Here is a 25,561-nt window from a genome sequence, read left to right as displayed (position 1 = left end):
GGGTGTTCTCCTAGTGGGCGACCGGGCAGACGCCCGGGGCCGGCGGCACGGGCGCGGGCTGCGAGGTGGCGGCTGGCGGCGTGTCGGTGGTCTGCGTCGGGCGACGCCGCAGCCGCAGGCGCAGTCCGCGCGAGCTCAGGCTGGTTTCCACCTTGGGGCGGAAGGGTTCGTCGCTGACCGGGGTCAACTCCCAGCGGGCCGCCACGGAGGTCAGGGCGAGGATCGCCTCGGTGAGGGCGAACTGGTCCCCGATGCACTTGCGTGCGCCGGCGCCGAACGGGACGTAGCTGGCCCGGTCGGGTGAGGTGTCGAGCCAGCGGTCCGGGTCGAAGCGGGTCGGGTCGGTGTACAGGTCGGGTCGGCGGTGGATCAGGTAGGGGCTGAGCACGAGGGTGTCGCCGCGGCGTAGCCGTACCCCGTCGAGTTCGGCCTCGCGGGTGACGGTGCGGGTCATCATCCAGGCGGGCGGGTAGAGGCGGAGGGTTTCGGTGACCACCCGGGCTGCCAGGTCGAGGCGGGGCAGGTGGTCGGGGCCGGGCAGGGCGCCGGCCAGGACGGCGTCGGTCTCGGCGTGCAGGCGGCGTTGGACGTCCGGGTGGGTGGCGATCAGGTACAGGGACCAGGCGAGGGTGATGGCGGTGGTTTCCATGCCGCCGAGGAAGAAGGTGAGGGCCTGGTCGGCCAGTTCGGAGTCGCTGAGTTGCTGCTCGTGCTCGTGGCTTTCCACGTCGACTGCGGCGACGAGTGCGGAGAGCAGGTCGGCGTGGTCGGTGGGGTCGGCGCGGCGGGCGGCGACGATGTCGGTGATGGTGGCGAAGAGCCGGCCCCGGGCCTGGTCGTAGCGGCGTTTGCCGGGCGTCGGTAGCCGGCGCAGCAGGGCGGGGGTCATCATGCGGCGGAAGAAGGCGCTCACCACGGTGTTGGTGTCGGCCAGGGCCCGGCGCAGCGTTTCTGCGGGGAGGGACCCGCTGAACATGGTCTCCATGGTGGCCTGGGTGGTGAGGGTCATCATTTCCCGGGTGACGTCGAGGACCTGCCCGTCCTGCCAGGAGCCGGCGGCGGTGTCGGAGGCCCGGCCGAACACGGCCGCGTAACCGTGCAGGCGTCGTGGGTGGAACGACGGTTGGCACAGCCGCCGTTGCCGCCGGTGCAGGGGGTACGGGCAGGTGGACAGTCCGTCGCCGATGACCTCCCGGATCCGGTCGTAGATCGGGCCGCCCTTGTCGAAGGTGCGGTCGTTGACGAAGACGTGCCGGGTCAGGGTCGGGTCGCAGATGAGCAGTGCGGAGGTCGGGCCCAGCCGGACCCGCACCATCGTCGGGTATCCGGCCAGGGAGCGGATGAACGCCAGCGGGTCCCGGAGCAGGGGCAGTGCGTGTCCGAGCAGGGGTAGTGCGCCGGGTGCCAGGGGTATCGACGTGGTGGTCGTCGTCTCGGTCATGGGTTACCTCGTTTTCCGGTCTGCCGTCGTCGCGCCGGCGGCGGGCGGGTGATCTCGAGCAGGGCGGTGGTCCAGCGGAAGCCGAGGCCGAAGCTGACGACGAGGACGCGTTCGCCGACCCGTAGTGCGCCGGTGCGGAACATCCGGTCGAGGGCGAGCAGGACGTCGCACGGGCCGGCGTGGCCCAGGTGGCGGCCGAAGGTCCAGTTGGTGTCGGTGGCGCGGCGGTGCAGCGGGGGTCCGGAGAGCACCAGGTCGAGCACGGCCGAGCCGATGGCGATGGCCACCACGTGGGAGATGTCGGCGGGGGTCAGGCCGGTCTCGTCGAGGACGGTGTCGACGCAGTGGCGGGTGCGGCGTTGCAGGGTGTCGATGTGGGGCAGGAGTCCGGTCTGTTCGGCGAGGAAGCGTCGTCCGGCGCCGGCGGCGGCGTCGTGTTCACCGGCGCGGGTGAGCACCTCCAGTTGCGGTTCGGTGGCCTGGGCGGTGGCCAGTAGTCGGGCGAAGCCGGTGCCGCGGGTGAGTACGGCGGCTGCGCCGGCGTCGCCGGCGACGTAGCCGATGTCGCGGACGTGGGCCCACCGCTGGTGGGGGAAGCGGGCGGCGGCGGTGACCAGGGCCGCCGGGGCGGTGGGTTGGGCGGTCAGGTGTTCGGCGGCGGTCACCAGGGCCGCCGCGCCGCCGTCGCTGGCCGCGCCGACCTCGATGCCGGTGCTGCGGGTGGCTCCGAGGACCCGCAGCAGGTAGGGCGCGGGTGTGTAGTGGTCCTCGTCCTGGAAGGTGGCGTGGGCCAGCAGGCTCACGTCGGTGCTGGGGACCCGGGCGTGGTGTAGTGCCAGCAGGGCGGCCCGGGCCGCCATCTGGGTCGCGGTCTCTCCGGTCGAGACGGCTGCGGAGGTGAATCCGTTGGTGGCGGCCATGGACGGTCGGGGGGCCCGGGTGCCGTCCCACGGGTCGTGTTCGGGTCGGATCGGGGGTATCCAGGATCCGGTTCCGGCGATCGTGATGTCGTGCCACAACACCGTTGTCTCCTCGGAGTCAGGGAAGGACCGGTTGGGGGGTGTCGGCGTGCGGCCGGATCAGCCTTCCGCTGTGGTCGGTGGCGTGTGCGCTGACCCCGGTGATGCGGGCCAGGACGTGGCCGTGGGGGGTGGAGGCGGTCAGCGTGCCGTCGGCGAAGCGGCAGTGCAGTCGGATCGTCGGGTGGGCGGCGCTGAGTTGGCAGTCGTTGCCGGGCCCGCCGAGGTCGACGGTCTCGATGCCGGCCATCGGGCCGACCTGGGGTGGCCGGTCGCCGTGGGGTGGCAGGAGCAGCAGGTGCACCATGGCGTCCAGCAGGATCGCCGGTACGGTCATTCCGGCCAGGGCCGGGCTCCATGCCTGGTGGTCGAGGCGGAAGGTGGCGCTCGTGCCGTCCGCTCCTCGGGCGTAGTCGCCGGTTCCGGCGAACGGGCCGCTGAGGGTGATGGGCAGGTCGTCGGAGTAGACCGGCATGGTGAAGTCCGGTTCGGGGCGGTGCGTCGTCCGGTCGGTCGGTGCGGGCAGTGCGGGGTGCCGGTCGGTGAGCACGACTGTCGTTTCGCAGAGCAGGTCGTTGAAGCGCAGGACCTTGCCGTTGCGGCCGATCCGGTTGGTGGTGATCCGCACCGTCACCACTGCCTGGTTCGGGGACCGGTCGGTGAGGCGGGCCTCCACCGTGATGGTGCGGGGTGGTCCGGCGGACCTGACGGTGACCGACGTGTGGCAGGCCAGGTCACGGAATCCGGTGACGGTGAGGTCGGGGCAGAGGTACGCGGCGGCGCCGGCGGCGGCTTCGAGGGCGAAGGTGCCGGGCAGGACGTACTCTCCGTTGACCCGGTGGTGGCGCATCCACCGGCCGTCGTGTTCGGCGAGGGTGTGTGGTTCCCAGGTCTTGGTGAACACCGCCCAGCGGTGGCCGCGCAGCAGCACGCCGTCGAGCAGTGGCGTGGCCAGGGTCGGGTCGGGTGGGGTGGGTGGCGGGGCGTCCGGTACGGGCAGTGGCAGCGGGCCACCGGTGGCGTCGGTGCTGATTCCCCGCTCCCCCAGCAGGACGCGTTCCTCGTCGCGGATGAAGAAGACCGCCGCGCCGTTGCCGGGGCGGGTCACGGCGTCGAGGAACTGGGCGGCGCCCTGTCTGCTGCTGATGTAGGCGTCCATCCGGTTGCGGCGCAGGGTTTCCTGCATGGCGGTGCTGCTGGCGACGCCGACCTCCCGCCAGCCGCTCCAGAGGATGGCGAGTTCGCGGTGTCCGGCGGGTGCGGTGCGGTCGGCCCAGGCGCTCGCGTGGGCCAGGTATTCGTTGACGGCGCAGTAGTCGACGTCTCCGGGGGCGGGGGCGAGGGTGGCCAGGGTGCTGAAGTTGCACCAGATGCGGGGTGGCCGGCCGGTCAGGGCGCGTTTGAGGTTGCGGTAGCCGGTGGCTTTGGTGGCTCGTACGGCCCGGAAGTCGGTGAGGGTCTTCGCGTGCAGGGCCCGGGAGCGTAGGTCCAGGACGGTGTTGATGAGCAGGTCGATGCGTCCGTGCCGGTCCATGACCTCGTCGAGGACCGCTGTGGTCCGGTCCGCGTCGAGGACGTCGCCGACGCGGTGGTGGACCCGGTCGGGTCCGCACAGTTCGGTGAGCCGGCGCACGGTCCGGCGTACCTCCAGGCGGGCCTGGGCGCGTTCGTAGGCGGTCTTGAGGTCCCGCAGCGACGCGTCGGGGTTGTCGCGGCGTCCGGCGGCGATGAACGCGGCCTGGGGTGGCAGGTCGTCGTCGGTGTCCGGTAGTGGGGTGCGGCCGATGATGTACAGGTGGGGTCGGTCGGTGGTGCGGGCGACGGCGTCGAGGAGTTCGGGGGTGATGCCCCGGGCTCCGCCGAAGGCGACGACGACCGCGCCGGGGGGCAGGGCGGTTTCCTGCGCCTGGGGCGGGGGCTCGTCGTCGGCGACGGCGAGTTCGTACCAGGTCTGTCCGCGGCAGGCGAGGGTGTGCGTCGGTACGCGGGCGGTCGCGGCCCGGGCCAGTTGCGCCAGGGCGGTCGGGGTGTGCGACGTGTCGGTGATCAGGGTGTTTCCGCTGCACTGCGGCACTTCGGCCCGCACGGAGCGGACGAGTCCGGTGAACAGGCCGGCGAGGGGGTGGGTCGTTGCCCGTGGCAGTGCGGTGAGCAGCACGGCGGCCAGTGATCCGCCGGCCCGTAGGGCGGGTAGCGCGGCCTGGATGGTGGTGAACGCGAGGTCCTGGAGGTCCTCCAGGCGGGCGGCTTCGGTGTCGTCGTCAGGGTCTTGCAGGCGGGTGAGGATCCGGACGTGGCGGGGGACGAACGGGAGGTCGGCCAGGGCGTCGGTGGCGGCGTCGGGTGGTACGTGGGTGGCGGTGTCGACGCCCGGTCTCGGTGACCAGATGGCGATGTCGGGGCCGGTGACGGCGGCGGCGAGGTCCGGGGTGTCGGTGACCACGATGCTTGCGGCGGGGACCGCCGGCCCGTGGGGGTCCGGTGGGGTCACCGGCCGCAGGTGGAGGGTCTGCCGGCGGCCGATGGGCTGTTCGGCGGGTTCCGGGCCGGCCTGGCGGGGGTCGGGGCCGGTCGGTCCGGCGAACCGGATCGTGGGTGATCCGGGGGCGGCCGGTGACACGACGGTGTCGGTGCCGGTGACGACGGCCCGGAGCACCGCCAGCAGGGCGTCGAGGGCCAGGTAGGTGCGGTCGGTGCCGGCGGCGGCGGGCAGGGTGTGGGTCGGGTCGTCGGCGGTGCGCTCGGGTGTCGTGGTGAGGGTGCCCAGGATGGGCAGGCCGTGTTCCCGGGCGGTGGAGCGGCGGGCGACGGCGACGACGGCGGCGCCTTCGGCGACGATGCGGCCCGCCGGTACGAGGGTGTCCAGGTGCCGGTCCCATCCGCTGATCGGCCGTAGGCTCACCGCGCCGACGAGGGCCAGGTCGCAGGTCCGGTGACGGAGCTGGCGCAGGGCCAGGTCGAGTGCGCAGTGGGTGGAGTCGCGGTGGGCGTAGACGCTGGTGCCGAAGCCCCGGAGGTCGTAGTAGTTGGCGGCCCGGCCGGACAGGATGCAGGACACGGCGCCGGTGAAGTCGTCCTCGTTGAGTTCGTCGGGAACGACGTCGCCGGCGTCAGCGAGGGCCTTGGCGAGGTAGTCGCGCAGTGTCTGGGCCTGCCCGGGGTCGGGGAGCAGGTCGAATGTGGCGGCGCACTCCTGCGCGTGGACCCGCAGGGCGGCGCGGGCGTTGTGTGTGGTGGGCAGGCTGGCCCCGACCAGGATCGCGGTGCTGGGTCGCAGCGTGGTTCCCGGCTCGCCGAGGTCGGTCAGGAGGGGGCCGAGGGCTTGGAGCATCATCAGGTGGGCCGGGTCCATGTGCCGCATCGTGCGGGGTGGGATCCGCACGTCGAGGGGGGACGGCAGCGGGTAGGGGCTGCCGAAGCTGGGCTGCGGGGTGGGGCCGTCGCCGACGAGCCAGGCGGGCACCCGGTCGCGGTCCAGGCCGGGCAGGTGGGTGTTCCAGCCGACGACGACGAGATCTTCGGTGTCGGGGGTGTGGTCGGGCGGCGACGGTCGGGGGGCGGGTCGGGTCGTCGGTATCCGGTCGGCGAGCACCACGTGGGCGTCGGCTCCGCCGAGGCCGAACGAGGACACCCCGACCATCCGGGGGCGGGTTTCGTCGACCGGCCAAGGTGCGTCGGTGACCGGCACCGTGAGTCGGGTGCCGTCGCCCAGCAGCGGGTGGGGGTCGGTGACGACGGTGTGGCCGGGGATCGTGCGGTGGGCGAGGGCGACCAGCGCGTGCGCCACCGACACCAGCCCGGCCAGCACACCGGTGTGGCCGAAGACCTGCTTGTTCGACGTCAGCAGGCACGGCCGGTCCCGCTCGCCGAGTCGTGCCAGCAGGGAGCGCAGTTCGACCTCGTCGCCGACGGGGGTGCCGGTGCCGTGGGCCACCACCCAGTCGACGTCTGCGGCGTCGACGCCGGCGTCGGCCCAGGCCCGGCTGATCGCCAGTTCCTGTCCCCGGGTGGCGGGCGCGTGGATGCCCTTGCCCCGGCCGTCGGCGGCGAGTCCGGTGCCGAGGACGACGCCGTGGATGTGGTCTCCGTCGGCTACCGCGCGGGCGTACGGTTTCAGGGCGAGCATGACGGCGCCCTCACCGATCAGTGTCCCGTCGGCCGCCTGGTCGAAGGGGCGGATGCGGCCGCTGGCGGTGATGCCCTGGGCGCGGCAGAAGAGGGTGAAGCCGATCGGTTCGATCACCGAGGTGCCGCCGACGAGCGCCACGTCGCAGCTTCCCTCGCGGAGGGCTTTGACGGCGGCGTCGAGGCAGAACAGTCCGGTGGCGCAGGCCGCGTCGAGGGTCAGGTGTTGGGCGTCGTGCGGGATCAGGCCGCGCAGCGCGTTGCGGGAGACCGAGGCGGGTAGGTAGGCCAGCGGGTTGCCGCCGTCGCCGCCGTAGTGGGCGCTGATGGCGTGGTCGGCGAGTTCGGCGAGCCAGTCGTCGTCGCCGCTGCGCTGGATGGCGTCGCGGATGAGGCGTCGGTATTCGTCGCCGAGGACGACGCCCTGCGTGCCGAGTCCGGTCTGGTCGTGGATGCCGGTGGTCGCGGCGAGCCACCGGTCGCCGGGCCGGCGGTGTACTCCGGTCAGGGCCTGGACGGTGCAGTGGCGCAGCCACCGGGTGGTGCGCGGCCAGCCGGGATGGCCGAGGAATCCGTCGGGTTCGGCGACGGAGGCGGGGTCGGGGACGAACCCCTGCACGTAGCCGGCTTCGCGGATGTAGAAGCTGTCGGTGTCCGTCGCGCTGGCCGACCAGAAGTGCCGCAGGTCGAAGGCGGACGGTTCGCTGGCGAGCAGGGCGCCTTCGCGGAGCCGGTGGTAGAGGTCGGCGGGGTTGTTGGTGCCGGGCAGGACCACCCCGAGGCCGACCACCGCGACGGCGTCCGGGTCGTGTTCGGGGCCGGTCTGTGGGCTGTCCGGCTGCGGGTCCCGCACCGGGCGTGGTGTCGCGGTGGCGGGGGCCGGTTGCGGTGCGGCGACGGTCGCGGTGGTCGCTGGGGCCGGTTCGGCAGCGCTGGTTGCTGTGGTGGGAAGTGGCGGCAGGGTTCGGGTGGGCACGCCGACCTGCGCGGCGAGTTTGCTGTGCAGTCGTAGGCCCTGCATGCCGCCGATGCTGATGCCGCCGTCGGCGACGAGGGTCTGCCCGGTGATGAATCCGGTGTCCGGGTGCAGGAGGTGGACGAGCAGCCGGGCCGCTTCGGGGGTGGAGATGGTGCGGCGTGTCAGGTCGCTGGCGCGTGGCGAGTCTCCGAGGGCGGCGGCCGGGTTGTCGAGGTTGACGACGATCTCGCTGGCGACGGAGCCCAGCAGTACGGTGTTGACCCGGATGTCCTGGTCGGCCAGTTCCAGGGCCAGGTACCGGACGAGGGATTCCAGGGCGGCTTTGGTGACGCCGCCGGGGCCGTAGCCGGGGACCGGTTGGTGGGCACCGACGCTGGACAGGCAGAGGATGGCTGCTCCCCGGCGGCCGGTCATCAGTTCGGCGGCCCGGCGGGAGCAGTGGTAGGCGCCCATGACGTTGGTGGCCCAGGCCCGCTGCCAGTAGGTGTCGTCGACGTCGAACAGGGGCAGGAACGCGCCGCCGGCCGCGTTGTTGACGAGGAGGTCGAGACCGCCGTGGCGTTGCCGGATCAGGTCGAACATGCGGTCGATCTCGCCGCGTTTGGCCACCGAGGCCCGGATGAACTCCGCGCTGAGGCCGGCTTCGGCCAGTTCGGTGCGCAGCAGTTCGGCCTGTTCGACGGAGTGGAAGTAGTTGACGATGACGTGTGCGCCGCAGGCGGCGAGTCGACGGACGATGTCCGCGCCGAGGCTTTTGGCCGCGCCGGTCACCAACGCGATCCGGCCGTGCAGGGCTGGTGTGTCGGTCATCGGGCGGTCGCCTCTGCCTGCGCCTGGACGACGGCCTGTGCGATCCGCTTGAGGGTGCCGACGGTGAGCAGGGAGGTGTTGGCGCGCAGGTCCGGCAGGCCGTACCGGTCGGCGACCCGGCTGAGCAGGGCGACCTGTTTGAGTGACTCCACGCCCAGGTCGGATTCCAGGCCGTCGTCGTCGCCGAGCAGTTCCGGCGGGTAGCCCAGGTAGTCGCCGTAGAGGGCGCGGATCTCGGCCAGGACGGTGGCGTACTGCTGGTCGGCGTCCGGTGCGGGTTGGGGTGGGTCGACCGTGAGCGGGGAGGCCGGTGTCACCGCTGTCTGTGGCGTCGGCGGTGTCAGGACGGACGGCGCAGCGGGGGCGGCGGCCGTGACGGGTGGCGGCGCCGGGACAGCGGGGGCGGCCGGCGCGGCGGGGGCCGGGACGGGCGGCGCAGGCACGACGGGCGCAGGGGGCACGACGGGTGGAGCAGGCGCGACGGAGACGGGAGACGGCGGGACAGGTGGGGGCACCGGCGTCCGCACCGGGGGCGGGGCCGTGTCGGTGCGGCTGGCGAGAAGCGCCCGGACGGCCGCGACCGGGTCGTGTTCGCTCAGCGGTACGACCGCCTGGACGCCCGGGACCGACGCCTCGACGAATCGGGTGACGACCGGCCACTGCCCGCATTCGATGAACGTGTCCGCGCCGGCGGCGTGCAGGGCGCGGACCGTGTGCAGCATCCGGACCTGGGCGGTGAGTGCGCCGGCCACCAGTTCGACAGGGTCCTCGTCGCCGATGTCCCGGCCGAGCCATGGTGAGGTCACCCGCCACCGTCCGCCGCCGTAGGACACGCGGGGTGCGGTGGCCCGCAGGTCCCGGGCGGCCTGGGCGACCGCCGGGGTGTGGGTGGGGTGCGGGACGTCGAGGCGGACGCTGGGCCAGCCGAGGGCCTCGGCCACCCGCTCGGCCTCGTCGATCTGCCGTCGCGGTCCGCTGAGGACACTTTGCCGGGGGGTGTTTTCGCAGGCCAGCACCAGGTGTGGGTGGCCGATCAGTCCGGCGAGTGATTCCGCCCGGCGGCCGTCGACCCCGACGGCGAGCATGGTGCCCGGCCAGGCCTGGCGGGTCAGTGCCTGGGAGCGGGCCACCGCCAGGCGCGCGGCGTCGCCCACCGAGACGTGTCCGGCGGCGGCGAGGGCCCACAGTTCCCCGATGCTCTGTCCCACGATCGCGACCGGTTCGATGCCCTCGGCGACGAGCAGGTGGTACGTGGCGAGGCTGACCGCGAAGATCTCCAGGTAGTGCACCTCGGGGCTGTAGGGGCGTTCGCCGGGGACGTCCTCGATCAGGCGGGTGCTGATGTCGGGCAGCCCCATCTCGCGGGCTGCCTTGTCGATGCGGGTCAGTGCCTCGCGGACCGTTTCGTAGCGGCTGTGCAGGTCGCGCAGGGTGCCCGTACGGGGGGCAGCCACCGTGCCGGGCATGACGAAGACAGAATCCACCATGTGCGTCACCCTCGTTTCCATCCCGCTGGTCGGGCTGTGGCGCGCCGTGACGGCGCAGGGACAATCGACGTACGTGCGGCCTGCGATCCGGGGTGGACGCTGCGGTCGTCCCCGGCCCGGGCCGCCGGGCCAGGGCAGGTTCCCGGCCAGCTACTCCGCGATGCGGGACCGGTACGCCCAGTGGAAGACGAGCGGCTCGGCGTCGCTGTCGTCGGGGCGTTCGAAGTGTTCGTAGCCGCCGTTGTGGGGGATCTTCACCTTTGGTGCGTCCGGTGAGATCCGCTGGCTGCGCAGCTCGGGTGGCAGGCTCGCCGGGCCGCCTTCGAGTGCGATCAGGATCGTGGTGTGGGGGGCTGTGGTGTCGTCCGGCTGGGTGGGGACGGTCATGCGGGACAGCTTTCCCGGGGTGGACGAATGAGACATGCGTCAGCTGACGCTGAAAACCGACGGAAGGTCGGCGAGTCATCCGTCATCGGGCACCGGCGTTGCGTAGCACCTCCCGGGCGATCTGGTTGCGGCTCTGCAGCCCGAGTTTGTGCAGGGCGCGGGAGATGTGCGTCTGAACCGTGCGGCGGGTCAGGAGCATCGTGGCGGCGATCTCCGGCGTGGAGCGGCCCTCGGCGACGAGCATGGCGACGCGCCGTTCGGTGGCGGTGAGTGCCGCCCAGCCCGACACCGGGCGGGGCGTGCGGGGGCCGCTGACCCCTCGGCGTACTCCCCTGCCCCGTAGTCGCGCCCCGGTGCGACGGACGTCCCAGGTCGCGCCCATCCGGCTGTACAGTCCGATCGCTTCGGTGGCGGCCGCCCGGCACTCGTCGGTCGCGCCGTGGCCGGCCAGAACCACTGCGAGGTCTTCGAGGGTCGCCGCCAACTCGGTTCTGGGGCCGGCTGACCGGTAGTGCTGCACGGCTGTACGTAGTGGTCCGGGGTCCTCGTTGGCCAGGCCGATGCAGCGTTGCCGCATGGTCGCGGCCCGCCCCGGTGTCTGCTCGGTCTCGGTCCACAGGCGGGTCAGGTCGAGGGTGGCCGTCACGGTCGAGGTGTCCGCGCAGGCCGACGCCATGCGGATGAGGTCCGCGAACCACGGGTGGTGGGGGGCCGTTCCGCTGTCGGGTCGGTGCTGCAGCATGGTGGCGAGCAGGGCGGTGCCCCGTTCCGGTTCGCCCTGCTGTTCGGCGTGGACGGCCCGGGCGGCGAGAAGGAATCCTTCGCTGTCCTGCTCGGTGCTGCGGTCGGCGGGCACGCCCGGGTCGGAGTGCAGGTGGGTTTCGGCGAGCGTGCGGTCGTCGCGTCGGACGGCGATCAGCGCGGTGACGCCCCGTCGTAGCAGTGCGGGTCCACCCCGGTGCAGGCCCGGGTAGAACGGGCCGCAGGGGTCGTCGGCGACCGGGGTCAGTGCGGTCAGTGCCTCGTCCCAGCGGCCGATCCAGTAGTGCTGCATCGCCTCGGTGACGCTGATGGAGCCGGCGGCGATGTCGTGGGCGCGGCGGCGGATTTCCCGGGACAGCTGCAGCACCCTGTCGGCTTCCCGCCATCGGGCCATGTTCTGCAGGCTCACGACGCGGCAGTGCAGGGCGAACATCTCCAGTTCCGGGTGGTCGGGGTGACCGACGAGGGCGGTGAGGGCCTGTTCGGCGTACCGGAGTGCGGCCGGGTGGTCGCGCCGGTCGGAGTGGGTGAGGGACAGCACGACGCTGGCGCCGGCGATCGCGCAGTCGTCGGCGCAGCGGCGGCCGGAGTCGAGGGCCTCCCCGGCGAGGGTCTCGGCTTCGCTCGGTCCGCCGGCGCCGGCCCGGCTGATCAGGGCGAGGGTGCCCAGGAGGCGTCCGTGCCAGGGTTCGGGTATCGCCGCCGGTCGGGTGAGTGTCTGTCGCAGGATCAGTTCGGCCTCGTCGGTTTTCCCGCTGTTGTTGAGCGCGCGGATCAGCAGCCAGTGCAGTTCGCCGTGGGCGTCCAGCCCGGTGGACGAGGCGAGGGCTGCGCGGGCCTGGTCGGCGGCCTCCTCCCACCGGCCGAGCAGCTGTAGTGAGCGGGCCAGCGCGACGCTCAGTGGGGCCTGGTGCGGGTCGTCTGCGGGGAGTTGTCCGAGTTGGGTGCGCAGCAGCCGGACCGTGAGTGCCGGGTCGGCGTGGGTCAGCGTGTGGGCGGATTTCTGGAGCCAGTCGGGCACCCACCGGTTCTCGACGCCGCCTGCCGCTTCCAGTTGGTGTGCCACGGTGAGCGGTTCGGCGGCTGCGGCGGCCAACTCCCGGGCCAGGTCGAGGTGCAGTGCGCGACGTAGTGGCAGCGCGACGGCGTCGTGCAGGGCTTGGCGGATCAGTGGGTGGCAGAAGGTCATTCGCTGTCCGGAGCCGGCGAGGATGCGGGCTGCGACGGCTCTCTGCACCACGTCGGCGAGGGCCCGCACCGGCCGGCCGAGCACGACGCTGAGATCGGTGACGGTGAACTCGGTGCCGAGTAGTGCGGCGGTCCGCAACACGTCCCCGGCGTCCGGCACCAAGCCGAGTCGGCTGGTCAACGCGGCGGTGAGGGCCGGGGGTATCCGGTCGTCGTCGTCGCGTAGGTCCGCGTGTCCCGCCACGACCTGGACCAGGTCCTCCCGGACCAGGACGTCGGCCAGTTCGTGCAGGTAGAGCGGGTTACCGACCGCCGCGCCCGACCAGCGGCTGAGGGTCGGGCCGGGTGGCGCTCCGAGCAGCCCGGTCAGGAGTCGGGAGACCTCCGTGTCGTCCAGCGGCGTGAGGTTCAGCACGTGCTCGTGGCCCCGGCCGGTGCCGGCCGGCGGGTGGGTCGGACGGGACGGGTCCTGACGGTGTGCGGCGACCAGGAGCAGGGGCAGGTGTTCCGCGCTCACGGTCAGGCGTCGCCAGACCACTGTCGACGGTTCGTCCATCCACTGGGCGTCGTCGACGATCAGGACGGTGGGGCCCGCCGCGCACAGGTCGTCGACGAGGGAGACCAGCATCTCGGCCACGACGGCCAGGGTCGAGCCGGTGGCGGGGAAGGCCGGCGGTTGGGCGAGCAGGGTCTGGGTGATCTCCGCCCGGGACGGATCGTCCGGCCGTTGGCGGACGCCGAGACAGGCGAGCAGGACGCTCAGCGGTGACTGCTGGGAGAGTTCGTCGGCGACGGCGTGGAACACCTGGTAGCCGCAGTCGGCCGCGGCCTGGGCGGTGATGGTGAGCAGCGAGGTCTTGCCGATGCCCGGCTCACCGACCAGCCGGAGAACCGAACCGGTCCCCCGCCCCAGCCGGGTCAACGCTGCCTGCGTGAGGCTCAGCTCACGCTCTCGCCCGACCCATACCTCGGACCCGGACTCCGGGCCTATTCTCAGCATTCCCATCGAAGGTGAATTGCCGCCGGCGGGCTCTCCGACGACGGATGTCCTTTTCCTGAACGAGCCGACTCGCGTCACCACCGGGTCGGCCGGTAAATCAACTCTATGACGACCTTCGGACCGGGCCGCAATACGCTGGCAGGTGGCCTTGATCGACCTCTGCCAGACCGCATATATGTCTGATAGTGCGACTGCAACACCCTATGATGAGCCATCCTCATAGGAACTGGTCGGAAAATCAAGGGAGACTGGTCGGGTTCACAGTGGTCCACTTCTCAGGCTCACTACCAGGGCGGTTAACGGATCGCACAATACGTTTCGGTCAGGTTAAGTTATGATGGTCGTTCGGCACGGCGGCGGTGGACTGGTGGGACGGCTCATCGGGCAGCCCTGTCAGCGCGCCCGAGGGGCGCGGGGCCGACAGGATTAATTTGCGTCGTCGTCGCGAGGGGATTGCCGAATTCCTGCCCGCCTTCGCATCGAGTCCGGCAAGGTCGCCGAATCAGTACGCCAATTACGACCCGGAAAGATACTTGATCACCCGAGGCCGAGTTCGATGCTACATCGCCGCCCGTCGAATCCGATAGCCCTGAGTGAATCTTCACGCACCTTCGGTAACGGCCGCGGACCGCTCCCGCCAGCGCACCGGCCCGAGCGTCCGGGAGTCGACGTCGTGCTGCGACGTGAACCACAGAAGTGGAATATCCTGTTCCACTTGATACGGTGAGCTTCATGCAGGAGTCCGAGGGATCGGGCCGGGCGCTGCGGCGTGATGCGCAGGCAAACCGGCAACGCATCATCGAGGCCGCCCGTCAGACGTTCGCCACGCGCGGGGTGTCCGCGACCTACGACGACGTGGCCCAGCAGGCCGGCGTCGGTGTCGGCACCGTCCACCGGCGGTTCCCGACCAAGGAGTCGCTGCTCGCGGCGGCGCTGGAGGAGCGCCTGGAACAGCATGCGGCGGCGATCGCGGCAGCACTGCACGCGCCGACCGGCTGGGACGGCCTCGTGCGTTTCCTGTCCCGTGCCGCCCAGTTGCACGCCACCGACCGCGGCGTCCGCGACGTCGAACTGGGGGCGGGTTTCGACGAGCGTTACCTGGCACAGATCCGTGACCGGATCATGCCGATCATCAGGCGGTTGGTCGAGCGTGCCCGCGCCGAGGGCACGTTACGCCCGGACGTCACCGCCGAGGACATCCCCGTGCTACTCACCATGATCAGTGAGGTCGCGCACCACAGCCGGCAGATCCGTCCCGAGACCTACACCCGCTACCTGCGGCTACTCATCGACGGCCTACGCGCCGCGCCGCAGGCGAGCGACCTGGGCACGCCGACGACCGGTGCCGATGTCGACGCGCTGCTGCGGCAGTGGCTGCCCGGTGTTCACCGACGGCGCTGACGTCGGGCGAGCGGTGTCCCCTGGCACCCGAACGTCGTGACCCCGCCCCGGAAACCATGCCTCTACCCCGACCAGGCACACACCTAACCGGATCTGGAGAACGTCGATGCGCGCGTACGAGCTGACCGGTTTCGGTGGCCCGGAGGTTCTCCGTCTCGGTGAGCGCCGCGACCCGGTCCCGGGAGACCACGACGTGGTCGTCGACGTCCGCGCGGTCGGCCTCAACCCCATCGACATCCTGCAACGCTCCGGCACCTTCCGGTTCGCCAGCCCCGTCCGCTTTCCCGTCGTGCCCGGAAACGAGTTCTCCGGCGTCGTATCTGCCGTCGGCTCCCAGGTGAACACCCTCGCCGTCGGCGACGCCGTCGTCGGCCGCACCAACAAGGCACGCCTCGGTGCGCTGGCAGAGAAGGTCGCCATCGAAGCAGACCTGGTCGCTCCGATGCCACACACACTCGACTTCACCGCCGCCGCGGCCGTCCCGCTGGCCGGCACGACCGCCCTCCAGGCCGTCCGCGACGCCCTCGCGATCCAGGCCGACGACAGACTGCTCATCACCGGCGGCTCCGGCATGGTCGGCATGTTCGCGACCACTCTCGCCGCCCGCACCGGCGCCCACGTGGTGGCCACCGCCTCCGCCTCGTCCGAGCCGCTCCTGCGCAGCCTCGGCGCCGCCGAGGTCATCGACTACCGGTCCCGGCGCATCGATGCGACGCACGGCCCGTTCACCAGGGTCCTCGACCTCGTCGGCGGGCCTCAGCTGACCGCTCTGCTGGAGTTGGTGTCCCCTGGCGGCCGGCTCGTGACGATCACTGCGACCCCGACCCCCGGATCGATCCGGCACGACTACCCGATGCCCGCGTGGCGTGCCGCCGCCCTTGAGACGGCCCTGTGGCTCGCCACGCTCGGACCTCGGCGGCGCGCACACGCACGCGCCTTCACCTACCGGTTCCTGTCCATGCGCCCCAGCGGACACGACCTACACCAACTGGGCAGGCTCATCGACGCCGGCACCCTACCCGTGAAGATCGACAGCACCTACCCTTTCGACCGCGCCGCGCAGGCATTCACCCGCGTCGAGACCCGCCGGGCCAAGGGCAAAGTCGTCGTACTCACCGATCCGGCGACCTGAGCACAGCCGTGTGGTGGATGAGAGTCGGCGTTGAGCAATGCACTAGTCCATCCCCTTGCGGCCCGGGGTCCAGAACGGCTTGGTGATCACGTTACGGCGCGGCCAGTTCCGCTCCTTGACCAGGTGGTGGCGGATCAGCTGGATCGTCCGGGCTTCCCCGGCCAGGTAGGCGCGGCCGGGCTCGGCGGGTAGCTCCAGTCCGCGGACGGCCTCGACCAGGGTCTCCGAGGAAGCCGCGGACCGGCCCTGGCGGTAGCTCCACTCCAGGTCCCTGCCCGTCTTCGGGTCCGGGCGCTCGTGGTGGGAGTCGATCAGGTTGAGGCGCTCGTCCGGGGAGTCGATCTCGAACCGGCCAAAGACCCGGGCGTCGGCCGGCAGGGCGCGCAGCATCGGACCGTAGGCGGCCTGCGCGGTCTCCTCCCCGGCGAAGAGGTGGTACGGCGGCGCCGGGGCGGTGACGAAGGTGCCCTGCGGTTTCATCAGCATCAGCTCGTCGCCGGGCCGGGTGGTGCGTGCCCACTGCGCGCCGGGGCCGTCCCCGTGGTCGAAGACGACCAGTTCCATGGTCTGGTCCTGGTAGCTCCACACCGTGTAGGTGCGCAGGGTGCCGACCAGCCAGTCGACGGCGGCCGGCCCCGGGGCGAGTTGCAGGCGTACGTGCTGGCCGGGCAGCCAGTCGAGACCCGCCAGATCGGGCCCGGTCAGCGTGACCAGCCGTAGGCGGGGGCCCAGCGGCTCGACCGCGTGAACCTGGGCGGCGACCAGCAGGCGGTCGAGCAGACGACTCTTCACAATCGGTCCTCACCATCGGAGTCAATGCTGTTCCTTGCCGATCGGCAAGGCGCGACTTGTCGATCGGCAAGTTATACCCTGTGGCGGTGACCGCCGCCAACCCCCCTGCCGAGCCGATGCGGGAGCGCATCGTGGATGTCGCCGTCGAGCTGTTCGCCCGCCAGGGCTACCAGGGCACGTCGCTGCGGCACATCGCGGAGCGGCTCGGCGTCAGCAAAGCGGCGGTGTACCACCACTTCCACGCCAAGGACGACATCGCCCGCACGGTCATCGGCCGGGCCCTCGACGTACTCACCGAGGCGTCCGACCGGCTGGTGGTGGCCGGCACCGACCCGGGTGCCTGGCAGCGGGCCCTGCCGCAGATCATCGACATCGCCCTGCGGCACCGGCAGATGCTCGTGGTCCTGGAACGCAACGAGGACGTCTTCCACGCGTTGTTCGCCAACGACCCCGAGGTCGGCGCCCGGTTGTCGGCGCAGAACACGAAGCTGTCGGCGCTCTTCGCCGACCCGGCGCTCGACCCGAGGGTGAGGGTCCGGCTCGGCAGCACCCTGGGCGCGATCTTCGGCCCCCTGGTGATGCTGTCGGACCACTATCAGGACATGCCAGCCGACCAGCTGCGCGAGCAGTTGATGGAGGTCATCGAGGTGCTGCTGGACGGCCTGTGACCTAGCGAGTCCTCGCAGGTCATGGATGATCAGGCGGGTGAGGCCCGGCCCGGTCAGGCTTGATAGCGGGCGCACATGGTGTTGACCGCTTCCCTGACCGCCTGTTCGATCGCGGTCCGCTGCGGTGCCCAGTCGGTGAGCAGGAGCGTGGGCCAGAAGACGAAGTTGGAGATCATCCCGAGGAACTGGGTGGCGGCGAGATCAGGGTCGTCGACCTTCGCCGAGCCGGCCCTGTCGGCGGCGGCGAGGTAGCGGCTGACCGACTCGAAGTAGGGCATCTTTCCGCGGCTGAACTGCGCCTCGCCGAGTTCGGGGAAGCGCGGCAGCTCCGCGATGACGATGCGGAACAGCGCGGTCATCCCCGGGCGAGTGAGGTTCCGTCGTAGCCGGAGGCCAGGAACAGGCCGGTGGCGGCCCTGAGGATGGCCGCGCGCTTCTCTTCGGCGACGCGCCTGTGGTACGCCGACGGCTCGGTGCTCATGTCACGTTTCACCGACCAGACCGCACTGATCACCGGCGGCACCGGAGGACTCGGCGAAAGCCACGTCCGGACCTACCACGCCGAGGGCGCGAACGTCGTCATCGGCAGCACGGCGGGAAGCCTGGGCAAGGCCACGACACTCGCCGCCGAACTGGGCGAACGGGCCCTCGCAGTCCGCCTGGACGTCGCCCGTGAGGACGAGTGGACAACCGCCGTCGCCGCAGCCGCGCACACCTTCGGCACCCTGACGATCCTGGTGAACAATGCGGGTATCCAGAACCCCGCCACCACGATCGAGTCCACCGACCGCGCCCTCTGGGACCGCACCTTCGCGGTCAACGTGACCGGACAGTACCTCGGCATCAAAGCCGTCACCCCCGCGATGCGACGAGCCGGCGGCGGCGTGATCGTCAACATCGGCTCGACGATGGCGTACGGCGGCACCGCCCGCTACGCCTCCTACGTCGCGAGCAAATGGGCGGTCCGGGGCCTGACCCTGAGCGCCGCACTCGAACTGGGTCGAGACGACATCCGGGTGAACGCCATCCACCCCGGAGTCATCTCGACGAACCTCATCCACGAACCAGCCGCACCCGGCGAACGGCCGATCGCCGACTTCTACGACCCGGGGCCCTTCGCGATCCCCCGCCTCGGCGACCCCGCCGACGTCAGCGCAGCACTGCTCTACCTCACCTCACCGGACGCGTCGTTCGCGACCGGGACCGAACTGGTACTCGACGGCGGCCTGCTGCTGGGTCCCGCCCTCCCGATCGACGCCGCCTGACAACGGACCCACCCGGGAGTGTGGCGATCCCCGTGTTCGGGCCCGTTGCAGGCGGCGTGAGCCCGCCGAGCCAGCGGAGACTACGTCAATTGACAGATGTCTCTCGCTTCCTTGATCGAAAGACTCGACACCGCCAACTGAGGAGGCTGTGTGCAGGTATCGATCTCGGCGGCCAATGGGTGCGCGGTCGAAGCCGGGGGCTCCGGCTCGCGTGAGGAGAAGATCATGATTGTTCAGCAGGGGGCGCGTGCGGCAGCGAACACCCTCAGCGCGGCCGAGGTTCGGACACACCCCTGGTGTGGACCTCTGGACCGGGCACCGCAGCGCTACCGGGGACCGCATCGGTTGAGCGCCGGAGGCTGGCAGAACTTTGTCGACCGGCTGGAGCGCCGGGAGGAGATGGCCGTCGTCCGAGCGGCCCTGACGGGTAACCGCCGGGTCCTCGACGTGGGCGGTGGTACCGGGGAGATCACCCGTGCCGTTGCCGGCGACCTCGGTCGATGCGTCACCGTCGAGCCGCACGTCAACCGGGTCGAGCGGCTGCGACTGGGTGCGGGCGGCACCGACGGGGGTGAGCTGGAGGTCCATCCCGGACGGGCGGAGGCGTTGCCGTTTGCCGACGGCAGCTTCGACGCGGTGTTCTCCGCCTGGGTACTGCCCTACGTCGACGATCTGGCCAAGGCTGTGCGGGAGATCGCCCGGGTGTGCGACCCCACGCATGACGAGGCCAAGGTGGTGCTCATCGGGGGCTCGCCGGACAACGAGCTGGTGGCCCTCCTCAACGAGGTCTGCGTGCCGATCGCCGGGGAGTCCCACGATCACCAGGGCTATCTGCTCGCGACCGCGGCCCAGACGCTGTCCGACCATGGTTTCGGCCGGTTCTCCCTGAGCCGCACCGAAGCCGCCCTGCACTTCACGGAGCCGAGTCTGGCGGAGCGGATCCGCTCCGCCGCGGACCTGCTGGTGGATTTCTGGTACGACGGACATCCGCGCGCCGCCGACATGCGGGAGGCTCTCGTGCCGGCCCTCGGCCGCCACTTCGCCCGACGACCGCATGCCATAGGGGATCAAGGACTGGTCCTCGTCGCCCGGCCTGGGGGGTCCGCTTGACCGCCGATCCAGGGACTGGAGAGAGCGGCGTGTGGCCGGTGGACGAGTCACCCCGGTTGGTGGGACGACTGGCCCAGTTGCGGGCGCTGAGGCAGGCAAGGGTGGTGAGTGCCGATGCGGGGCTCGTGCGCGTCGCGGTCACCGGCGGACCCGGAGTGGGCCGTAGCGCGCTGCTCGACGAGTTCGTGGGAGCCTGCCGCCGGGAGGGCGGGTTCGCTGTGCGCGTGCGCTGCCGGCTGGCGGATCGTCAGGTGCCGACCGCGCTGGTCACCGATCTTCTCCGGTGCCTCGCCGAAGCGGTTTCACCGGTGTCCGGTGCGCGGCGGTCGACCTGCCGGTCGCGGCCTCCCCTGCTGGCATGGCAACCCACCGGAACGGACGACTGGGCAGACCGCGACCGGCAGGTGTCCGTGGCACGGGCGGCTGTCGCCGCGTTGGCTGAGCGGGGGCCGCTGGTCGTCGCGGTGGATGACATCACGTATGCCTGTCGCCCGGCGCTCCGGTGGCTGCGGCAGGTGTTGGAGGGGTGCGCGCGGTTACCGATACTGCTGCTGGTGTCGGTCCGCGCCGGCGAGCCGCCCACCGCGCCCGAGCAGTTGGCGGAGTTGTTGACCGACGCGACCTGGATGGAACTCGACGGGCTGACCGAGGCGGAGACCGGCGACCTGTTGTGCGCCCTGTTGCCGTCCCGGCCGGCGGGCCGCTTCGTCGCCGAGGTTCACCTGTGGTGTGGCGGCAGTCCGTACATGATCGGGGAGTTCGCCCGGGTCCTGCGCAGCCGCTCCGCCGGGTCCGGCTTGCCTCATCGTGTCGACGAGGTGGTGCTGCACGATGCCTTGCGGCTGGTGCGGGGGCGGTTGAACCGGTTGGGGACCGCGCTGATGCGGATCGTGGAGATCGTCGCGGTGGCCCAGGGCCACGGTGGTGTGGATGCGGCGCTGGTCGCCCACCTCACCGGCCTCGACGTCCAGGAGGTGCTGACCGCGCTGGACCTGCTGATCCGCATGAGGTTGATCGGGGACGCCGAGAGTCTTCCTCTGCGGCACCCGGCCCTGGGTACCGCGGTCGCGGCGTCGATGACGGCGATGGCCCGTAGTGCGACGCACCTCGGCATCGCCGAGTACCTGTTTGTTCTGAACGCTCCGGCGGATCGGATCGCGTCACACCTGACTGCCTCGGCGGTTGCGCCGAGCGGGTCGTGGCCGGCTCAGGTCCTCCTGCAGGCGGCCGATCATGCCCGGGAGACCGGCGCGGACGACGCCGAAGGACGCTGTCTGAAGTTGGCGGTCCGTGTCGCCACCGGTGGGCAGCAGCGAGAGGCCATGCTCCGGCTCGCTCGTTTCGAGATCCGGCGGGATCCGGTGAACGGGGTGCTCGCGGCTGTCGCGGTGCTGTCGGGGGACAACGACAGCGCGGTGGTGGCGGGGATGCTCGGGCAGATCGGCCGTGCCCTGTACGAGATGGAGTTGGGCGCACAGCAGCACGACCTGCTCGACCGGATCGACACGAGTGTCCGCGGGACGGTGTTCGAGGGTTGGGCCGAGGGGTATCGGACGTTGCATCGGCCTTTCCGTGGCCGTCCGGTGCAGATGCGCCGGCGGATTCAGGGGTTGCTGGGTCCGCGGGATGCGGTGGCGGTGCGTGCGGGCGATGACGCCGACCGGCGGCCCGTGCAGGTGGCGTGGTCTGCGCTGGATGCGTTCCTTCGCTATCTTGTCGATTCGGACCCGCGGGAGGCGGTGCGGGAGGCCCGGCGGGCACTGGGTCGGGACGGGATGGGGTTGCAGCTTCACCCGCTGGCACGGACTGCGGCGTTGGCGGTGCTTGCGGATGCCGGCGATCATCGCGAGGCGACCTCCTGGTTGGACCGGGTCGATCGGTCGGAGTCGGAGGGCCAGTCGTCACCGGCGGGGTGGCTGGCCTCGGTTCGGGGCCGGATCGCGCTGGCCGTCGGAGATCTGGAGGAGGCCGGCAGATGTCTCAACGACGCGCTGTGGGAGCAGGGAGAGCGGCCGGATGCGTCGCATGATCCGGTCATCGTGGTCCTGGTGGGTCTGCGCGCCGACGTGCACGTCAGCCGAGGCGAGTTGGACGACGCGCGTGCTCTGCTGCGTCGCTACCGGCTGATCGACGAGTTGCCGCCCGGGTGGTACTACTGCGAGTTGCTGCTGGCCCGGGCCCGGATGCGCGCCGGTGACGGTGACCTCACCGGAGCCCGCCGGGACCTCGCCGACCTGCGAGCCCGCGCGTATCAGGCGGGCATTCGGCTGCCGGGGAGTCTCATGTGGCGTCGGCACGGTGCCGACCTGCTGGTGGCGGTGGGGCGTCGGCGGCAGGCCGTGCGGGTGTCCTGTGCCCAGCTCAGGTTCGCCGACGCGGTCGGGTCGCCGGTGGAGCGCGGTCGGGCGTTGCGGGCTCAGGCGTGTGCCAGCGCGACGGCGGAGAAGCATCGTCTGCTGCGTGAGGCAGTGGCTCTGCTGGGTCCCGCGGAGGGCCTGGACGCGGCGCATGCGCTCGCCGATCTGGGTTCGGCGTTGAGTGGATCGCTGGCCCGCCAGGAGGCGATCGCCGCCCTGACGCAGGCGGTGCACATCGCTGATCGGTGCGCCGCCGGTGCCTTGGCGTTGCGCTCGCGCCGACAGCTGCTCGTCGCGCATGAGCGGGCGCCACGGCAGATGTCCCTGCGGGGTGTGCTCACCCTGACCCGGCGGGAGCGGCAGATTCTCATCGACGCGATCCGGGGTGCCACGAACAGTGGGATCGCTCAGACGCGGCACATCACTCGGCGGACGGTGGAGCTGCATCTGTCGAGCGCGTACCGCAAGCTCGGTATCAGTGGGCGTATCGACCTGCCGCAGTTGTTTCGGGACCCGGCGTTCTGGCCGCTGCTGGCCGATGGTCTGCCGGCGCGTGGGCGTCCGACGAGCTGACGGGTTGGCCGCCGGGCCGTGGTGGCCCGGCGGCCCGCGCCGTAGCGTCACCCGGGCGTGTGGGTCCGGACCGTGTGGCCGATGCGGTGTGCCTCGGCACGGATCTCGCGGTGCCAGCGTTCCCACAGGCCACTCATCCGTGATGTGACGATCACCAGATCCACGGCTTTGTCCGGCAGCAGTGTGTGTAGTCCGACGGCGTGGCCGACGCGGCGGCCCCGGCTGGTTAGTTCGTCGACCACCTGCGGGTCGAAGTCGAAGAGGGCGGCGTCGGCCAGCCGGTCCGGTATCTGCGGGCCGCAGCCCAGTACCGCGACGCGTGTGGTGTCCCCGACCGTGGCGGCCTCGTGGTCGAGTTCATCGATGACCGATCGGCTCCGGGCTTCGATGGTTGCCGCGTTCAGGGCCCGGTACTCGTCTTCGACGTTCCACTGGTGGTTGATCTGGAAGCCGGGCTGTTCCCGGGCGAACCAGCTGAGCAGGAGTTCAACCACCGGTTCGGGGTGACGCTGTAGGAACGTCAGCAGGTTGGTCAGGTTGCTGGCCTGATCGGCGTCGGCGGACCGGGGGTGTGGCACGTCGACCGCCCATGCGTCCTGGTTGATCTGGAACCGTAGGCCGTGCCGGAAGAGCCGGAATCCCAGTTCCAGATCCTCGCCACCCCAGCTGCGGAAGCTCTCGTCGAATCCGCCGACGGCCCGGAAGGCGTCTGCCGGCACCGAACAGTTCAGCGACCAGAACCACTGCCAGGGGACGATGGTGCGGTCCAGGTCGAACGCGAAGCGTTCGAACGCTTGGTGCCGGATGTCGAGGAACGTCGCCGCGTCGCCGTAGCGTCGGACCACTTCCGCCACCGGTGTGGTCTGCAGGGCGTCGGCGAGGCCGGGCGTGGGATCGCCCGGCCGGTAGCCGAAGGTGTATCCGATGACGGCGGCGGGCCCGGTGGTGTGGGCTTCGAGGTGGGAGGACAGGAAGTCCGGGCCGGGCAGGATGCCGCTGTCCGCGAAGACGAGCACCGGTGCCGACGCCAGGTGGGCGCCTGCGTTGCGTGCCGCTGCGGCCCGGAATCCCCGGTCCGGCTGGAAGTGGTACCGCAGGGCAAGCCTGCGGGTGAAGTCGTGTACGACGTCGGGGGTGTCGTCGGAGGAACCGTCATCGGCGACGATGACCTCGACGGTGCCCGCCGGCATCCGTTGGGCGGTCAACGCTTCCAGGGTTCCCCGGAGCAGGTTCGCCCGGTTGTACGTGGGGATGACGACTGAGATCCATGGTCCGGCGATGGTCACCTGTGCTCCGTTCCAGGCGGGGTTCAGCGCCGCGGGAAGACGGAGGCCACCAGTTCCTGCCGGGCCGGGCCGTGTTCCTGGAAGATGCCTCGGAACACCGAGGTTGTCATCTGGGCGGTGGTGCGTACCCCTCGCATGCTCATGCACAGGTGCTCGCCGTGACCGATCACGGCGATGTCGACGGAGCCGGTGATCGCGGTGATTTCGGTGGCGATGTCCTGCACGAGGCGTTCCTGCACCTGTAGCCGGTGGGCGTGGCGGTGCGCGATGCGCGCGAACTTCGACAGGCCCAGTACGTCGCCGTCGGGCCGGTAGGCGATGGTCAGCGAGCACGAGAACGGCAGCAGGTGGTGTTCGCACAGCGACCACACCTTGATGTCCGAGACCATGATGATCTGTCCGTCGGTCCGCAACGGGAAGCGGGTACCGACGTCGCCGGCCTGGTAGCTGCTGAACTCCCGCCACCAGCGAGCGAAGCGCGCCGGTGTTTCCTTGAGGCCGTCGCGGTCCGGGTCCTCTCCGATCTCGATCAGCAGCTGCCGGGCGATGTGCTCCAGCGGGTCCTGGCCGCCGGATTCACTTTCCGTGGTTGTCATTTCCCTCTCCGTTCGCCCCATACGGCGATGTGCAGCCGAGTCGTCAGATTCCAGCCTCGGGCGACCACTTCGTCGCCGAGTTCTTGCAGCCCCTGCGCAACGTCGTCCGCCGTCCGTCCCTCCGGCATGATCCATACGGGTCGGGTTCCGTAGGCTGCCACCACGGTCGCCACCTCGTCGAGGTCGCTGACCGAGCGGCAGACAAACTTGAAGGCGGTTCCGGGAACGGCGGCCAGCGCGGTCAGCGCCTCCGGCCGCAGCCGGCGCGATTCCCGGTCGCCCGCGTGGGCCAGTTTGGGGGAGACGTTGAACCGGACACCGAGGTCGACCAGTGCGGCGGCCGGGGTCACGGTGCCGTTCGTCTCGATCTCCAGGCGGTGGCCGTCCGCCGTCAACGCCGCGATCAACTGTTGCAAGCGGGCCTGTTGGTTGAGCGGTTCGCCGCCGGAGATGACCACGAGCGGCACCTCCATGGCTGCCAACCGGTCGTGCACGGTGCGCCATGTCATCCGGTGCAGTTCGACCCGCGGATCGTAGGCCGTTCCCGTGTCGGCGACACCGGTCCAGTCCCAGGTGTACGGGGTGTCGCACCAGCGACACGACAGGTTGCAGCCGCCCAGTCGGAGGAAGGCGCATCGTTGACCTGACGACGGGCCTTCGCCTTGGACGGTGCTCAGGTGGGGCCGAAAATCTCGTTCACGACGAGTATCGGCTCCACCACGGCATCACCTGCCTCCCGGTTCTCGTCCAGGCGGGCTTTCACGGGCGGTACTCCGCCCAGGTTTTGGGCGTCTCGGACACCCGGACCGAGGACAACTCCGGATAGCGCTCGTGCCACCTGTCGTAGATCCAGCGGGACAGGTTCTCGGCCGACGGGTTCCGGTCCACCACGTCGTTCAGGTGACGGTGGTCGACCTCCTGGTCCAGCCATCGGGAGAAGGCGGCCAGGTCGCCGTAGTCACGGACGAAGCCCACGTCGCTCAGGGCGTCCCGGTCAGCGGTCAGCTCCAGTTCCACGACGTAGTTGTGTCCGTGCATACGACTGCACGGGTGCTCTGCCGCCAGACCGGCGAGCGAGTGGCTGGCCGAGAAGTGGAACTCCTTGCTGATGCGGAATGTCATGTCGTACCTCCTGTGCCAACGATGGCCGACCCGGGCGTCGCGTTGCATCACGGCGTCGACC

At 71.0% G+C, this 25,561-nt stretch carries 19 protein-coding genes; 6 read left to right on the top strand and 13 right to left on the bottom strand.

Translation table 11 applies throughout. The annotated features are described in order from the left end of the window. Positions 1 to 10 precede the first annotated feature (10 nt). The 6 genes from Q2K16_RS00915 to Q2K16_RS00890 form a co-directional block, all read right to left on the bottom strand. Positions 11 to 1,441 (bottom strand): cytochrome P450, encoded by a 1,431-nt coding sequence (locus Q2K16_RS00915; RefSeq protein ID WP_302742940.1) that lies wholly within the window; start codon positions 1,439 to 1,441, stop codon positions 11 to 13. Further along, positions 1,438 to 2,463, bottom strand: coding sequence for a 3-oxoacyl-[acyl-carrier-protein] synthase III C-terminal domain-containing protein (locus Q2K16_RS00910; RefSeq protein WP_302742938.1), 1,026 nt, complete (start codon positions 2,461 to 2,463; stop codon positions 1,438 to 1,440). The genes Q2K16_RS00915 and Q2K16_RS00910 overlap by 4 nt, the downstream gene beginning before the upstream one ends. 16 nt (positions 2,464 to 2,479) lie before the next feature. Further along, complete coding sequence (locus Q2K16_RS00905; protein ID WP_302742936.1) at positions 2,480 to 8,374, bottom strand: SDR family oxidoreductase; 5,895 nt, start codon at positions 8,372 to 8,374, stop codon at positions 2,480 to 2,482. Continuing rightward, complete coding sequence (locus tag Q2K16_RS00900; RefSeq protein ID WP_302742934.1) at positions 8,371 to 9,861, bottom strand: acyltransferase domain-containing protein; 1,491 nt, start codon at positions 9,859 to 9,861, stop codon at positions 8,371 to 8,373. The genes Q2K16_RS00905 and Q2K16_RS00900 overlap by 4 nt, the downstream gene beginning before the upstream one ends. A 150-nt stretch (positions 9,862 to 10,011) precedes the next feature. Then, entirely contained in the window at positions 10,012 to 10,248 is a 237-nt protein-coding gene (locus tag Q2K16_RS00895) for a DUF5988 family protein (RefSeq protein ID WP_302742932.1), read from the bottom strand. Positions 10,249 to 10,330: 82 nt separating this feature from the next. Continuing rightward, a complete protein-coding gene (locus Q2K16_RS00890) occupies positions 10,331 to 13,198 on the bottom strand; it encodes a helix-turn-helix transcriptional regulator (protein ID WP_302742931.1) in 2,868 nt (955 codons plus the stop codon). A gap of 732 nt (positions 13,199 to 13,930) precedes the next feature. Here Q2K16_RS00890 and Q2K16_RS00885 point away from each other — a divergent pair. Both Q2K16_RS00885 and Q2K16_RS00880 read left to right on the top strand, forming a co-directional pair. After that, complete coding sequence (locus Q2K16_RS00885) at positions 13,931 to 14,599, top strand: TetR/AcrR family transcriptional regulator (RefSeq protein WP_302742929.1); 669 nt, start codon at positions 13,931 to 13,933, stop codon at positions 14,597 to 14,599. Between the two features lie 106 nt (positions 14,600 to 14,705). Continuing rightward, complete coding sequence (locus Q2K16_RS00880; RefSeq protein WP_302742927.1) at positions 14,706 to 15,731, top strand: NADP-dependent oxidoreductase; 1,026 nt, start codon at positions 14,706 to 14,708, stop codon at positions 15,729 to 15,731. Positions 15,732 to 15,773: 42 nt separating this feature from the next. Here Q2K16_RS00880 and Q2K16_RS00875 read toward each other — a convergent pair whose 3' ends face one another. Beyond that, positions 15,774 to 16,523, bottom strand: a complete 750-nt coding sequence (locus tag Q2K16_RS00875) for a siderophore-interacting protein (protein ID WP_302742925.1) — start codon at positions 16,521 to 16,523, stop codon at positions 15,774 to 15,776. An 86-nt stretch (positions 16,524 to 16,609) separates the two neighbouring features. Between Q2K16_RS00875 and Q2K16_RS00870 the strand changes: the two genes are divergently transcribed. Beyond that, a complete protein-coding gene (locus Q2K16_RS00870) occupies positions 16,610 to 17,191 on the top strand; it encodes a TetR/AcrR family transcriptional regulator (protein ID WP_489671841.1) in 582 nt (193 codons plus the stop codon). A gap of 53 nt (positions 17,192 to 17,244) precedes the next feature. On the opposite strand, the gene Q2K16_RS00865 is transcribed toward Q2K16_RS00870, so the two are convergent. Further along, on the bottom strand, positions 17,245 to 17,550 hold the full coding sequence (locus Q2K16_RS00865) for a TetR/AcrR family transcriptional regulator C-terminal domain-containing protein (protein ID WP_302742923.1): 306 nt from the start codon (positions 17,548 to 17,550) through the stop codon (positions 17,245 to 17,247). Beyond that, on the bottom strand, positions 17,547 to 17,672 hold the full coding sequence (locus Q2K16_RS00860; RefSeq protein ID WP_302742921.1) for a hypothetical protein: 126 nt from the start codon (positions 17,670 to 17,672) through the stop codon (positions 17,547 to 17,549). The genes Q2K16_RS00865 and Q2K16_RS00860 overlap by 4 nt, the downstream gene beginning before the upstream one ends. On the opposite strand from Q2K16_RS00860, the gene Q2K16_RS00855 reads away from it, so the two are divergent. From Q2K16_RS00855 to Q2K16_RS00845, 3 genes are all read left to right on the top strand, one after another. After that, positions 17,671 to 18,456, top strand: coding sequence for a glucose 1-dehydrogenase (locus Q2K16_RS00855; RefSeq protein ID WP_302746337.1), 786 nt, complete (start codon positions 17,671 to 17,673; stop codon positions 18,454 to 18,456). The two genes, Q2K16_RS00860 and Q2K16_RS00855, sit on opposite strands and share 2 nt — an antisense overlap. Positions 18,457 to 18,606: 150 nt before the next feature. Then, a complete protein-coding gene (locus tag Q2K16_RS00850) occupies positions 18,607 to 19,566 on the top strand; it encodes a class I SAM-dependent methyltransferase (RefSeq protein ID WP_302742920.1) in 960 nt (319 codons plus the stop codon). Positions 19,567 to 19,604: 38 nt separating this feature from the next. Next, positions 19,605 to 22,496 (top strand): LuxR C-terminal-related transcriptional regulator, encoded by a 2,892-nt coding sequence (locus tag Q2K16_RS00845; RefSeq protein ID WP_302742918.1) that lies wholly within the window; start codon positions 19,605 to 19,607, stop codon positions 22,494 to 22,496. 47 nt (positions 22,497 to 22,543) lie between these two features. On the opposite strand, the gene Q2K16_RS00840 is transcribed toward Q2K16_RS00845, so the two are convergent. From Q2K16_RS00840 to Q2K16_RS00825, 4 genes are all read right to left on the bottom strand, one after another. Beyond that, positions 22,544 to 23,782: a glycosyltransferase family 2 protein gene (locus Q2K16_RS00840; protein WP_302742916.1), complete on the bottom strand. Its 1,239-nt coding sequence runs from the start codon at positions 23,780 to 23,782 to the stop codon at positions 22,544 to 22,546. Positions 23,783 to 23,805: 23 nt separating this feature from the next. Then, positions 23,806 to 24,378 carry a GTP cyclohydrolase I gene (gene folE / locus Q2K16_RS00835; protein ID WP_302742914.1) on the bottom strand — a complete coding sequence of 191 codons (573 nt, stop codon included), beginning with the start codon at positions 24,376 to 24,378 and terminating at the stop codon, positions 23,806 to 23,808. Then, positions 24,375 to 24,983 carry a 7-carboxy-7-deazaguanine synthase QueE gene (locus Q2K16_RS00830; protein ID WP_368052557.1) on the bottom strand — a complete coding sequence of 203 codons (609 nt, stop codon included), beginning with the start codon at positions 24,981 to 24,983 and terminating at the stop codon, positions 24,375 to 24,377. The genes folE and Q2K16_RS00830 overlap by 4 nt, the downstream gene beginning before the upstream one ends. Before the next feature lie 154 nt (positions 24,984 to 25,137). Next, a complete protein-coding gene (locus Q2K16_RS00825) occupies positions 25,138 to 25,500 on the bottom strand; it encodes a 6-pyruvoyl trahydropterin synthase family protein (protein ID WP_302742912.1) in 363 nt (120 codons plus the stop codon). Positions 25,501 to 25,561: the final 61 nt, after the last annotated feature.

Source organism: Micromonospora cynarisoli (assembly GCF_030518815.1).
GTDB classification, from domain to species: Bacteria; Actinomycetota; Actinomycetes; order Mycobacteriales; family Micromonosporaceae; genus Micromonospora; species Micromonospora wenchangensis.
The sequence above is the reverse complement of the archived record's forward strand: the minus strand, read 5'-3'. Positions and strand labels throughout refer to the sequence as shown.

Bases quoted from the DNA above. Each gene is read 5' to 3' on its own strand.
- Q2K16_RS00915 (WP_302742940.1), bottom strand. From the start codon at position 1,441: ATGACCGAGACGACGACCACCACGTCGATACCCCTGGCACCCGGCGCA.
- Q2K16_RS00905 (WP_302742936.1), bottom strand. From the start codon at position 8,374: ATGACCGACACACCAGCCCTGCACGGCCGGATCGCGTTGGTGACCGGC.
- Q2K16_RS00900 (WP_302742934.1), bottom strand. From the start codon at position 9,861: ATGGTGGATTCTGTCTTCGTCATGCCCGGCACGGTGGCTGCCCCCCGT.
- Q2K16_RS00895 (WP_302742932.1), bottom strand. From the start codon at position 10,248: ATGACCGTCCCCACCCAGCCGGACGACACCACAGCCCCCCACACCACG.
- Q2K16_RS00890 (WP_302742931.1), bottom strand. From the start codon at position 13,198: ATGCTGAGAATAGGCCCGGAGTCCGGGTCCGAGGTATGGGTCGGGCGA.
- Q2K16_RS00885 (WP_302742929.1), top strand. From the start codon at position 13,931: ATGCAGGAGTCCGAGGGATCGGGCCGGGCGCTGCGGCGTGATGCGCAG.
- Q2K16_RS00880 (WP_302742927.1), top strand. From the start codon at position 14,706: ATGCGCGCGTACGAGCTGACCGGTTTCGGTGGCCCGGAGGTTCTCCGT.
- Q2K16_RS00865 (WP_302742923.1), bottom strand. From the start codon at position 17,550: ATGACCGCGCTGTTCCGCATCGTCATCGCGGAGCTGCCGCGCTTCCCC.
- Q2K16_RS00855 (WP_302746337.1), top strand. From the start codon at position 17,671: ATGTCACGTTTCACCGACCAGACCGCACTGATCACCGGCGGCACCGGA.
- Q2K16_RS00860 (WP_302742921.1), bottom strand. From the start codon at position 17,672: ATGAGCACCGAGCCGTCGGCGTACCACAGGCGCGTCGCCGAAGAGAAG.
- folE (WP_302742914.1), bottom strand. From the start codon at position 24,378: ATGACAACCACGGAAAGTGAATCCGGCGGCCAGGACCCGCTGGAGCAC.
- Q2K16_RS00825 (WP_302742912.1), bottom strand. From the start codon at position 25,500: ATGACATTCCGCATCAGCAAGGAGTTCCACTTCTCGGCCAGCCACTCG.